The organism is Dyadobacter sandarakinus (assembly GCF_016894445.1).
In the GTDB taxonomy this organism is placed as follows: Bacteria; Bacteroidota; Bacteroidia; order Cytophagales; family Spirosomataceae; genus Dyadobacter; species Dyadobacter sandarakinus.
In genome coordinates this window covers 2,235,687-2,247,895 of record NZ_CP056775.1, presented here as the reverse complement: position 1 = coordinate 2,247,895, position 12,209 = coordinate 2,235,687, and the positions used below count along the sequence as shown (strand labels likewise).

Genomic DNA, 12,209 nt, shown 5'->3' with positions numbered 1-12,209 from the left:
AGCAGCCGGAGCAGGTGCCCCGGCCATACGATTATTTGAGTACTGCCTTCACAACCACAGGCTGGTGATCGGAAGGGTAGCGCTGCTCCAGAGCGTCGGTCAGGACACCATATTTCAGCACGTCGATATTTTTGCCGGTAAAAATATAGTCGATGCGGTTCTCCATTTTTGCATCAAACTTGAAACTGTTGAAGGTTCCTTCCGGTCCGTAAGGTTTGTCTTTCGTTACTTCATGCGTATCGTTCAGGATGGTTCGGATGGTCTGGATCTGCTCGGTCTCAGGGGTAGAGTTGAAGTCACCGGTGAGGATTACGTTTGACTTTCCGGCGATTTCACTGATTTTTTTAACCATTAAATGTCCCGACTGCCGGCGTGCCTCTTTGCCCTGGTGGTCAAAATGTACATTGAAAAAATAAAAGGTCTTTTTAGTCGTCTGGTCCTGGAACTGTCCCCACGAACAAATGCGGTTACAGCAGGTTGCATCCCAGCCCTTGCCGGGTACGTCAGGCGTTTCGCTCAGCCAGAAGTCACCTGATTTCAGCAGCTTAAAGCGGCTTTTTTTGTAAAATATGGCCGAATGCTCGCCGCCTTCCTTTCCGTCGTCCCGCCCTTTTCCGTAGTAGGCATAGTCCGTCAGTTCCGCCACATCCTTCAATTGGCCCACCAGCGCTTCCTGCACACCAAAGATGTCGAAGTCGTGAAAACGGACAAGGCCTTTTACCATTTCTTTCCGGTTTGGCCAGGCATTGACACCATCATTGGGCGTATTGTAGCGCAGGTTGTAAGATGCGACCGTGAGGACGTTGTTCTGGGAAAATGAGGTGCCTGCTGCGACAACCAGCAGCATACATACTAAGAGCAGTCTTTTCATGATGTGGAATTTGATTCGTACAAAAATAGAGGAGACCCGCATGGGGCCTCCCGGTTCGACAAAAAATCTTTTGTCAGGCTTTCCCTTTTTTCGGCAGCAGGAACTTCCCTACGACTTCACCATCGTCCCGGATCATCTTCACGTCGAGCTGCTTGCGGGTCGCATGTAGCTTGATCAGGGTACGCTTGCCTTCCAGCGGACCGCCCCCGATCATGATCGGGTAGTTATGGGTGGTATCGGGTTCGTGGGTCATGTAGCGATGCGTGTGTCCGGAAAGCTGCAGGTCGATCTTTGCTTTATTTAAAATGGGCCCGAATACCTGCTGACAATGCATCGGTCCGTGCCAGTCGCCCGAATGATAGGGCGAAATATGGATCAGTACAATTCTGAAATCGGCATTTTTGAAATCAGCGGACTGTACCTCTTTTTCCAGCCATTTGCCCTGTGCTTCCCGGTAGCGGTCAAATGCCGACAGCCCGCCGTACTCCACGCTGTCGTCGGTTTTATCCTCACCCGAATCCAGCACCACAAACCGTACCGGACCGCGGGTAAATGCGTAATAGTATTTGTTTTCAGGATACGCGTAGTAGCCGGAAATGTGGCGCGAAAAGCTCCCGCGGCATTCGTGGTTACCCTGCGTAAGGATAAAAGGGAATTCCGTAGCAAAAATGTCCACACAAGGTTTGATCAGGTGATCGACCATCTGCTGCTCTTCCGTGACCCAGTCAAAACAATCGCCATTGAACACCACGAAGTCATAGTCGCGGGTATTGCCTGTGTAGCCGTGCCGGTAAAGCAGCTGCGGAATGATCTGCGGACGGTCGTGAATATCATTGAATACCACCATTTTGAACTCGTCCTCATTTTCAGCAGGCGTTTTAAACCCGAACATCGCACTCGATATCGTTTCGCCGAATTCCACCTTGGAGCCTTTGTAGCCGAGTACATCCGTGGATACGATCTTGTATTTGTGCTCGGTGCCGGGTTTCAGGTCTGTGAGAGTAATTTTATTGATCCGGTTGTTGGCCTCGATCAATCCGTTGGAATACCCGAATTCACGTTTGCTGGTGTAAGTACCCGCACCGTATTCCAGCCAGCTGAAAGCGTTTTTGTGCGTGATCCACATGATCGTTACTTCATTCGGGCCGAGGTTCTGAAGGTAGGGACCCGCCACAAAGTGGTTTTTCTCTTCGGCTGCACCCGCAGCGGCCTGCGAGGCAGACAGCGGCAGCAGGCTGAGTGCCCCGATCTGCGACATTTTCTCTAAGAATGACCTTCTGTCTGAAAGCATATGGGTTAAAGGTTTAGGAATAATCAGGATTTACTATTCCCAGTTGGGGTTCTGGGTAAGGTTGGTATTCAAAAGCCGCTCTTGCCTGGGGATCGGATAAAGGTAGTCCTTGTTCTCGTCGAACTTCTTGGTAATGTGACCATTGATCACCATGTTCCCTCCTTTGCTGCCATTTTCAAGCAGGATTTCGCTTCCCAGTTTCAGGAGTTGTGCACCGGCGATGTTGGGTTTGGTGCCTTCGTAAATCACCAGGTCAACTTTTCCATTCTTGTCGAGGTCATAGCTGCCCGGACCGGGAAAGTACATGCCTTTGAACTGTCTGGTCAGGGCCTGTCCCTCTTTCCAGCGGATAATATCGTCCCAGCGGAAGAAGTTTTCCATGACCAGTTCAATGCGGCGCTCACGCCGGATTTCCAGAATCACGCCTGCATTTTTGCCCGTCACGTGGGTGTACATCTCCGCCTGGTAGGGATCGGGTTTGGCATTGGCATTCGCCATATCAATGTTGGGCATGCCTACCCGGCCGCGGGTAAGTCCGGTGGACAGTTCCAGGTCTACCTGGGTCAGCGTGCCTTTTTCGGCTTTGGCTTCGGCATAGTTCAGCAGTACCTCGGCGTAGCGGAAAATCGGCATGTCAGTAATATCCTTGTTGAAGGTGTCCCATTTGGGCTCGGACACAAACTTGATCAGCTGGTATCCCGTGCTGGTTGCACCAAACTCGGGTACCAGTGGGGTTGTTTCACCAATGCGGGTATAGCCCGGCGTGCGGATGGTTTGTGTAAGGCGCGGGTCGCGGTTTTGGACCTCCTCGAAAAACTGCATGGTTTCGTACCCTTTTACATTTGTGAACGGGGTGCCATCCTTCATCAGGTAGCTGTTTACCAGCTTCTTTTCCAGACCGGGTTTGCCGTAGGAGGCTGTCATGGTGTAGTAGTTAAGGTTGTGATAAACCTGCAACTCGTCGCTGAAATCACGCGCAAGGATGATCTCGTCTGCGATGGCATTGTCGGACGCAAAAAGTCTTAAATACGCGGTTTCGGGTGTGGCTTTGTAGATCGTGTACCCACTATTTTTTATCAGGTCCTCCGAGGCGGCGATGCAGGCATCGAGGAAACGGTCGGCGTCGGGCAGGTTGAATTCCGTATGGTATTTACGAAAAGTACCCTCATACAAGCCCACGCGCGACTTCAATGCCAGCGCAGTCCATTTAGTGACGGTGTTCACCTGACGGCCGGTTGCCAGGTTTGCAATCGCATAGTCCAGGTCAGCCATCACCGAATCCATCACGAGCGTACGCGGATCGCGGGCCTTGGTCAGCAACTGCTCGTCCGTGATCTCGATCGTGGAAGTGTACCAGGGTACGTCACCAAACCTTTTGACCATCCCGAAATAGAAATACGCCCGGAAGAAGCGGGCCAGACCATTGTAGCGGGCTACCGCCGCCTTGTCCGGGCATTTTCCCGAATTGGCGAGGAAGTAGTTGATGTTCCGCAGGTTGGTCCAGGACCAGCCGCCGCCACTCGTGGGAACAATGCGCGTACCCTGCAGTTCATCGCGCAATGCATTTTTTACCACATTATCCGCATCTTCATTATACACATCCTCTGCATCCGGCAGCATGTTGTACAGCGAGTTGGTATAAAGCAGCAGGTCGTTTTCGGTTTTGAAAAATGTCTCGGGTGAAATCGCGTCCATAGGAAGCTGGTCCAGGTCACAGGATACCAGTCCGAGGGCCAGCGCAACAATGGTTATCAGGAATTTTTTCATGATCGTCTGGGATAAATGAGCCGGCTGTTATCAGAAATTAATGCTCAGGCCGGCAGAGAATGTTTTGGAAAGCGGGTAGGTACGGCCGTTGGTGGCATCACCGTCAAATTGCTCGGGATCAATGTACTTGGAGCGCAGCGGCGTGTAAGTCAGCAGGTTTTCACCGCTCACATACACCCTTGCATTGGGAATCCGTACTTTTTTGGTGATCGCCGGCGGGATCGTATAACCGATCACGACGTTTTTCAGTCTCAGGTAACCAATGTTCTGGATGTAGCGGTCATTGCGCGCCTGCAGGTCGCCACCGCCGTTCAGGGCTGTGTAGCCTCTCAGCAGCGGGAAGTAGGCATCCTGGTTTTCGGGGGTCCAGACATCCTTTTCAAACTCCCTCGGAATAAAAGAGTAGTAAGGCCGGGAGTAAGGTCCCCAGAATTTATCCGCATTGGAGCCGGGATACCAGTGCCTGCGCAGGATACCCTGTGCCAGTGCTGAAATATCGAAACCGTTCCACGAAGCGCCCAGGTTGATACCGTAGCGAAAGCGCGGGCTGCTGTTTCCGATGATTTTCAGATCGCCATGGTCGGCCAGGGTATTGGCACCTTCGCTGATTTTGCCATCCCCGTTGAGGTCAAGGAATTTGAGGTCGCCCGCCTGCAGCTTGCTCCAGTCGCCCGGAGCACTCAGGCGCTGCTTGTTGACGATCGTCTGATCGATGGTGTATGCCTGGGCCTCCTCATTGGTTTTGAACATACCGTCAATGGAGTAGCCCCACATTTCACCGATCCGCTGGCCTACGTAGCGGTTGGACAGGATCTTGTTCGGGTTGTCATACCGGGTGATCTTCGATTTGTAATCCGATACGATAAAGGATGCATTGTAGGAGAATATCCTGCCCGCCAGCTTGGTCTGATTGCGCCAGGACAGGGACAGCTCAAACCCTTTTGTCTGCAGGTCGCCTGCATTTTCTGTCGGCACGGTTGCGCCGTACACGGCTGGCAGCACCTTGCCCGGGATCAGCATGTCGGTGGTTTTTCGAATGTATGCATCCACCGAAAGGTTCAGCCTGCTTTTAAAGAAATCGGCATCCAGACCCACATTCGAAGTAGTCGCTTTTTCCCACGTCAGGTTGGGCGAAATGGGGTTGGGGCTGTTGACGTAATTGAGCTTCTGGCCATTCGTGATCCACGACGACAGGGATGTGGGCATGGACGAAATGTACGGATAGTAGCTCGCCGAGTTGTTGTTGGGCGGCAGCTGGTTGCCGAGCGTACCATAGGAAGCGCGTATTTTAAGGTTGTTCACGGCACCCTTTACCGGCTCAAAAAACTTTTCCTCACTGATCCGCCAGCCGGCCGAAACAGACGGGAAGAAACCATAGCGCCTGCCTTCTCCAAAACGGGAAGTACCATCGTAGCGTCCGTTTACTTCGACCAGGTATTTGCCCATGTAGTCATAATTGAGGCGGAAAAATGCACCGAAAAGTGAGTACTGGTAGGAGCCGCCCTCTGTCAGCTGCTCGCCCGTACCCAGTTCCAGGTCATTCAGACTTTCTGACAGCAGGTTTTTCCGCGCGCCATAGAGCCGTTGGTGCTTCTTGCTTTCCGAGTTCATCCCCAGCGTTCCCGACAGGTAATGCTTGCCGAAGGTCTGATTGTACGAGGTAAAAACATTGACCACATTCATGGGATCAAACCAGAAGGTCCTTTTCAGCTGGTCCGTATTGTAGTTGGGTACCGACGTCAGAATGCCCGGCTGAATGGAGTATTGGGCTACCGCAGCGCGGTACCAGTCATCAGCGATATAGAACGAGTAGGAGTGATTGGCGACCAGGTTCCAGTTTTTGGTAAAATCAAGGGTAACGGTATTGATCGTCGTCAGCTCGTGAATTTTCTTTTCACCACCGGCAACACCTTTGAGCAGGTTGGCGAACAGTCCGTCACCAATGGAATAGTTGTTTTTCAACGTGTTGTAAGTTGCGGTCCCGTCCGGGTTGCGGGGTGCATAGGCTGGCAGTGCATGCACGGTAATCGCCACAAAGTTGGCATTCGCGCCTCCTTCAAGTCCCGGATATTTGTATCTCGAATCGAAGTACTGGGTATTATTGCTCACCTTCAGCCAGGGCGTGAGCTGTGCATTGATCTTGCTCCGCAGGGTGTAGGAATTGTAGCGGTCGGTATTGAGACGCATGATACCATCCTTCTGAAACATCGAGCCCGAGAGGAAGTAGTTCACTTTTTCGGTTCCGCCGGACAGGTTCAGGTTGTGCTGCATGGATGGTTGCGACATGTTGAAAATCGTATTCCACCAGTCGTAATTGCCATAATAGTTGTAAATGTCTTTGCCATTCACATTCTTAACAACCGTCCACGGCCTGGCCGGGTTTTCTGTTTTGTCATAGCGGCGCGCTTCGAGCTCGGCATAATCCTCTTCCGAGTAGCGGGTATAGGTATTGCCCGTAGCGCGTTTGAATGCCTCATCATTAAGCATCGTATGCTCATACCCGTTGGTCAGGAAGTCGGTGCTGACCGTCGGGGTAGACCAGCCAAAGTTGTTGCTGTAAGATACGCTGGTCTTGCCCGACTTGGCTGTTTTTGTAGTCACCAGAATGACCCCGAATGCGCCCCGGGCTCCGTATATGGCCGAAGCCGCCGCATCTTTCAATACCGAAACAGACTCTACATCGCCCGGATTGATCCGGTTGATATCGCCCGGAACCCCGTCGATCAGCACGAGCGGCCCGCCGCCGTTGATGGAGGTTTCGCCCCGCACATTGAGACTCCCGCTCGAACCTGGCTGGCCCGTACTGAACGTGATGTTCAGGTTAGGCACCATGCCCTGCAGAATCTGCGACATGTTGTTCAGGGGCCTGTTTTCGAGATCTTTGGCTTGTACCTGGCTCACGGCGCCGGTCAGGTTTACCCTTTTTTGCGTACCATAACCCACTACTACCACTTCGGAAAGCGCTTTATTATCTGGTTGCAGGCTGATGTCGACCTGGGTGCGGTTGCCTACCACTACCTCCTGCGACGCATACCCTACAAAGCTGAAAACCAGTATGGATTCCACATTAGGCACCGTGAGGGTAAACTTGCCGTCGGTGTCCGTGGTCGTACCCTGGTTGCTGCCTTTCAGTACCACACTTACGCCCGGGAGCGTACCCTGTCCGTCCGCTGATGATACTGTCCCTTTTACCGCAATGTCAACCGGGAGCACATAGTTATGGAGCCTTGTTTCAAGGTCCAGTATCACTGCTTCTTCCTTGCCGGTTCTGGTTCTGGCAAGCACAATTTGGTCATTGATAAGGCGGAAGCTGATTCCATTGGGTGTCAGCAGCTGGTCGAGCACCTTGCCGAGCTTCTGATGTTTTACCTCAATGCTTACATGTTCTTTGAGCGAAACACGGCTGCTGTACACAAAGCGTGCACTTACCTGGTCCTGGATCTCGTCCAGGGCCTCTTTCAGAGATACGTTTCTGAGCGTAAGCGACATATCCTTGCTCAGGATGGATTGGGCGGCGCTTTCCTTCGCATAGCTCCCGCCCGCAAGCAGAGAGGCCAGAACCCATTGAAGCAATCCGATGCGCATGATTTTTCGCCAGTTTACAGGCTTGTCAGGTACTGATTTTTGCATAATTTTGATTGTCTGATGGTTGAGCACTGTTGGATTTCAGATCATCCGGATGCCGGTGGTACGGCGCCGGGGATCGCGAGCTTGGCCGGGAGTGGTGGTACACTTCCGGTCTTTCGTTTTCAGGGTGGGAGTGAGGCTGTCGGCATGTTTTCAGGTTAGGTTTTATTCACAACCGGCCCCGCTGATCGTCACAATCGAACCTGCAATCGCATAGGTGGCATCAAGCGATGTACATACCATTTCGAGTATGATGGGCAGCGGGTCGGCATCAAAGCGGGCGGTAAGCGTGCAGGAGGCCAGTTTGGGCTCTGCCAGCTCGATACGGATGTTAAATCGTTTTTGCAGCTGATCCACCACCTGCCTGAGGGGTGTTTCTTCAAAATCAATGGAAACGGGCTGGTAAATTTCCCTGCGTGCCTGTTCCTGCATGATTTTGGCCGTCAGTTTGCGCGATGCTGTTTCAAAAAGCGCTTGTTCCTGGGGTTTCAGCGTCACCTGCTGTGCACGTTCGCCTGGGTCGGGTGCCGTAACCTGTACGCTCCCCGTCACTACGTCAATCTGGAAAGTTTTTTGCGCGCGTACTGCTTTTACATTGAAGCTCGTACCCAGTACGCGGATCATCATCTCGCCGCTGCTGATCAGGAATGGACGGGATTTATCCTTTTTGATATCAAAAAAACCTTCGCCTGAAAACGTCACCCTACGCTGGTTTCCGGAAAATGCTCTGGGATAAACGATCTCGGCACCCGGATGCAGCTGCACGGTACTGCTGTCGGGGAGGACAAAGGTCACAATGCGGCGCTCTGCATTGACAAACCGCCGGGTTTCGGCTGGCGCTGCCGGGTGCAGCTGAATTGCCGAGATGTCAGCGTTGTTGTCTGCGTGTTTCTGAAAAAAGTAAATGCCTGTTACCAGCGCAATGGAAGCCGCAATGCCCGTGAGCCAGCCCCAGCGAAGCTTGCGGTGAGGTTTTTCATCCGTCTCACGTATTTCCGAGAGGATATGCTCAAAGGTATTTTCCTGTAGATGCTGCTGCTCTTCCGGAGGCAATGTGCCCAGAAAGTCGGCTTCACCGGTAAGCGACGCATACCAGGCTTCCACCTGTTTTTTTTCAATACCAGAACGTTGTCCTGCCAGGTACTTATCGAGTAGTTCGGGAGATATGCCAGGTTGCTGCATGCGTAGGAAGTCTTTTCAGCTTCGAAGTCGCAGGCCGGAGGGAGTACCCTTAGTGGTTGTAAAAAAAAATCAGCAGAAATGAAAAAACAGCAGCATGTAGATCATGTGTTCCCTCAGCCGGGACCTCAGAATGCGCAGGGCTTTGGAAATATGCTGCTCCACGGTCTTATCAGAAATCGCGAGCTGGCCGGCGATCTGCTTATTGGAAAGACCCCGCCGGCTGAGCACAAACACTTCCTGGCATTTGGGGGGCAGCAGGCGGAGTGCCCGCTCGAAGTTCTGACTGAGGTCGTCGGCGATTACCTGCTCGTCGGCCTCGCCCGAAGCCAATGCCGTACTGTCAAAAGCCCATTGGTCGTAGTGGCGGCGTCGCGTAAACTCGCAGCGGTAGAAGGAAATGATCCGCTTTTTGGCCGCCGAAAAAAGAAACACACGACAGTTGCCCACCAGGGTATCCGCACGTTGCTGCCAGATGGATACAAATAGCTCCTGCACAACTTCCTGTGCCGAAAAACGGTCATTGACCTTGCTGTAAACGTAGTTGAAGAGCTCCGGAAAATAGCGCTTGTACAACTCGGCAAAGGCAGACTCATCCTGGTGCTCCCTGACCAGCAGAAGGATATTTTCATCGGAACAGTTTGCGTAAAAGTCGTTCATAACGAAGATGGCCTAAACAGTTCGGGACCCGCGGAGCGGGCTGGACTCACAAAAATCGGGCGAAAATTTATTTTTAGGTCGTTCAGTCTGATTAAGTATTCTGACTCTTTTTTTTACTTTCTTAATAAAAATTTAACCTTAAACAGGATCATCATTCCGGAATTTTGCGTAAAGTCGGTTACGTACCGGTATATGGATGGTACTTTACCTCTACAAGCAAAAAAGTTTATGCACAACTATCCCGAGCCGTCAATCCTGGTGGCTATTGACTGCATCATTTTCGGATTTGACGGAAAGGATATCAAGCTACTGCTGATCAAAAGAAACTTTGAACCCGAAAAAGGCAAGTGGTCGCTGATGGGAGGTTTTCTGGACAAAGAGGAGGGGCTGTCCGAAGGTGCCAGCCGGATCCTGTACAATCTCACCGGTTTGAAAGACATCTACGTAGAGCAGCTTGAAACCTTCGGGTGTGTGGTGCGTGATCCTGTGCAACGTACCGTATCAGTGGTTTTTTTTGCATTGATACAGATTGAAGACCATGATACCGAAGCTGTAAAATCCCATAATGCTTCCTGGATTTCCCTGGAATGCAGGCCCAGGCTCATTTTTGACCATGAGGAAATGGTGCGGCTCGCTATTGAACACCTGAAATACAAGGCTGCCCTGCACCCAATCGGGTTTGAGCTGCTGCCTGAACGATTTACCATCCCGCAGTTGCAGAAACTGTATGAGGCGATCTACAACATACCCATCGACCGCCGCAATTTCAGCCGCAAGCTGCTCTCGACCGGGCTGCTGATCGATACGGGACAAAAAAATAATAACGGAGCTACTAAAAAAGCAACATTATACCGGCTGGACAGCATCCGGTACAAGGAGAAATTTCACTCCTTCTGGAACTTCATGCCCGATTCAATGAAGCAGGCATAGGGGAAAGAGCCTGCATTTCAGTCACCTTTACAGCCATGACAATGTTTGGTTGTGAGCAGACTTAATTGTGTCAATGTTACACCAAAAATAAAATGAATTATATTTGTTAGCTGCTAAATTAAATTTGATGAGATCATTCCTCAACCTAAACCCTGAGTATTCATGGAGGAGCATTATGTAATTGGGATTGACTTCGGTACCGACTCCGTGCGGGCACTGGTCGTGAATGCACATACCGGCAAGCAGGCGGGCACGGCCGTGCAGGAGTATGAGCGATGGAAAAAGGGACTTTACTGCGATCCGTCGGTATCTATGTTCAGGCAGCACCCGCTGGACTATCTCGAGGCCATGGAAAGTGCGGTCACAAGGGCATTGGACCAGGCCGGGGACGAGGTGCGGCATGCTGTAAAAGGAATATCCGTGGATACGACGGGGTCTACGCCCGTGGCGGTAGACCGGGAAGGAACTGCGCTGGCATTGCTGCCCGAATTTGCCGGAAACCCGAATGGTATGTTCATCCTCTGGAAAGACCACACGGCCAATGCAGAAGCCGGCGAGATTAACCGCCTGGCGCGTGAGTGGTCTACGGATTACACCCGGTACGTAGGAGGTATTTATTCGTCGGAGTGGTTTTGGGCAAAAATCCTGCACACGCTGCGGACAGATGCTGCCGTGCGTGAAAAAGCTTTTTCCTGGGTGGAGCATTGCGACTGGATCTCGGCGGTGCTGACCGGGAATACCGATCCGCTAACGCTGAAACGCTCCCGCTGTGCTGCCGGTCACAAGGCATTGTGGCACCAGGATTTTGAAGGCCTGCCTTCCAATGAATTCTTTGCGCACCTGGATCCGGTGCTCGACGGTCTGCGTGAAAGGTTGTTCTCAGAAACCGAAACTTCGGATCATGCGATGGGTACCATCTCGGCAATGTGGGCTGAAAAGCTGGGACTTCCTGCGAATGTAGTGATCGGGGTGGGCGCATTTGATGCACACATGGGTGCGGTAGGCGCCCTGATCGAGCCGTATTCACTTTGCAAGGTGGTGGGTACTTCTACCTGCGATATGCTCATTGCCCCCAATGAAGAAGTAGAGAACCTGCTGGTACGCGGCATTTGCGGACAGGTAGACGGTTCCATTGTGCCGGGCATGCTGGGCATGGAAGCCGGACAATCGGGCTTTGGTGATATTTATGCGTGGTTTGCCCGCTTGATTACGGTACCTGTCAAAGAGATTTTGGGTGACGAAGCTGCTGCTTCGCTCGCTGCTGAGCTCATCCCGCATCTGGCACGGCAGGCGGCGCTTCTGCCCGTAACCGTGCAGGATCCCGTGGCGATCGACTGGTTTAACGGAAGGCGTACACCGGATGCAAGTCATACGCTCAAAGGTGGGATTCTTGGTCTGAACCTGGGCAGCGACAGTGCTCGGATGTTTAAAGCATTGGTGGAAGCTACTGCATTTGGCTCAAAAAGCATTGTTGAGCGTTTCCGGAGCGAGGGAGTACCTATTCACCAGGTGATCGCGATCGGTGGCGTAGCTAAAAAGTCGGCCTTCGTCATGCAAACGCTCGCGGATGTGCTGGACATGCCCATTAAAGTTGCGTCGTCTGAGCAGGCCTGTGCACTGGGTGCGGCCATGTTTGCGGCGGTGGCCTCGGGGGTACATGCAACGTTGCCCGAGGCCCAGGAGGCGATGAGCGGCGGCTTTGATACCGTGTATGAGCCCCGGCCGGAGCAATCGGCTGTTTACAGGGTGCTGTATGGCAGGTACCTTGCAGCAGGGCATTTTATGGAAAACGATTTTTTACAAAGACTGGAAAATATTACAGGAGAAGCTGTCGCGGGCATTGTCGGCGACCTGGCCTGAACCCTTTACAATTTTATTCTCACT

The 12,209-nt window shown here is 52.2% G+C and carries 8 protein-coding genes; 2 read left to right on the top strand and 6 right to left on the bottom strand.

The genetic code is table 11. The features are described 5' to 3' along the window. Positions 1-31: 31 nt before the first annotated feature. The 6 genes from HWI92_RS09015 to HWI92_RS08990 all read right to left on the bottom strand — a co-directional run bounded on the left by HWI92_RS09015 (position 32) and on the right by HWI92_RS08990 (position 9,395). Entirely contained in the window at positions 32-871 is an 840-nt protein-coding gene (locus HWI92_RS09015; protein WP_204662931.1) for an endonuclease/exonuclease/phosphatase family protein, read from the bottom strand. A 73-nt stretch (positions 872-944) separates the two neighbouring features. Next, entirely contained in the window at positions 945-2,162 is a 1,218-nt protein-coding gene (locus HWI92_RS09010; RefSeq protein ID WP_204662929.1) for a purple acid phosphatase family protein, read from the bottom strand. A 33-nt stretch (positions 2,163-2,195) separates the two neighbouring features. Next, a complete protein-coding gene (locus tag HWI92_RS09005; RefSeq protein ID WP_204662927.1) occupies positions 2,196-3,929 on the bottom strand; it encodes a RagB/SusD family nutrient uptake outer membrane protein in 1,734 nt (577 codons plus the stop codon). Positions 3,930-3,959: 30 nt separating this feature from the next. Beyond that, positions 3,960-7,559: a TonB-dependent receptor gene (locus HWI92_RS09000; RefSeq protein WP_204662925.1), complete on the bottom strand. Its 3,600-nt coding sequence runs from the start codon at positions 7,557-7,559 to the stop codon at positions 3,960-3,962. Positions 7,560-7,721: 162 nt separating this feature from the next. After that, complete coding sequence (locus HWI92_RS08995) at positions 7,722-8,738, bottom strand: FecR family protein (protein ID WP_204662922.1); 1,017 nt, start codon at positions 8,736-8,738, stop codon at positions 7,722-7,724. Positions 8,739-8,807: 69 nt separating this feature from the next. Beyond that, on the bottom strand, positions 8,808-9,395 hold the full coding sequence (locus tag HWI92_RS08990) for an RNA polymerase sigma factor (RefSeq protein WP_204662920.1): 588 nt from the start codon (positions 9,393-9,395) through the stop codon (positions 8,808-8,810). A 228-nt stretch (positions 9,396-9,623) separates the two neighbouring features. Here HWI92_RS08990 and HWI92_RS08985 point away from each other — a divergent pair, with 228 nt between their 5' ends. Both HWI92_RS08985 and HWI92_RS08980 read left to right on the top strand, forming a co-directional pair. Next, entirely contained in the window at positions 9,624-10,325 is a 702-nt protein-coding gene (locus tag HWI92_RS08985) for an NUDIX hydrolase (protein WP_204662918.1), read from the top strand. A gap of 162 nt (positions 10,326-10,487) precedes the next feature. Beyond that, on the top strand, positions 10,488-12,185 hold the full coding sequence (locus tag HWI92_RS08980; protein ID WP_204662916.1) for a ribulokinase: 1,698 nt from the start codon (positions 10,488-10,490) through the stop codon (positions 12,183-12,185). The last annotated feature ends 24 nt before the right edge of the window (positions 12,186-12,209 follow it).

What these genes read in the sequence shown, in the direction of transcription:
- HWI92_RS09015 (WP_204662931.1), bottom strand. Translation starts at nt 871, where the DNA reads ATGAAAAGACTGCTCTTAGTATGTATGCTGCTGGTTGTCGCAGCAGGC.
- HWI92_RS08985 (WP_204662918.1), top strand. Translation starts at nt 9,624, where the DNA reads ATGCACAACTATCCCGAGCCGTCAATCCTGGTGGCTATTGACTGCATC.
- HWI92_RS08990 (WP_204662920.1), bottom strand. Translation starts at nt 9,395, where the DNA reads ATGAACGACTTTTACGCAAACTGTTCCGATGAAAATATCCTTCTGCTG.
- HWI92_RS08995 (WP_204662922.1), bottom strand. Translation starts at nt 8,738, where the DNA reads ATGCAGCAACCTGGCATATCTCCCGAACTACTCGATAAGTACCTGGCA.
- HWI92_RS09010 (WP_204662929.1), bottom strand. Translation starts at nt 2,162, where the DNA reads ATGCTTTCAGACAGAAGGTCATTCTTAGAGAAAATGTCGCAGATCGGG.
- HWI92_RS08980 (WP_204662916.1), top strand. Translation starts at nt 10,488, where the DNA reads ATGGAGGAGCATTATGTAATTGGGATTGACTTCGGTACCGACTCCGTG.
- HWI92_RS09000 (WP_204662925.1), bottom strand. Translation starts at nt 7,559, where the DNA reads ATGCAAAAATCAGTACCTGACAAGCCTGTAAACTGGCGAAAAATCATG.
- HWI92_RS09005 (WP_204662927.1), bottom strand. Translation starts at nt 3,929, where the DNA reads ATGAAAAAATTCCTGATAACCATTGTTGCGCTGGCCCTCGGACTGGTA.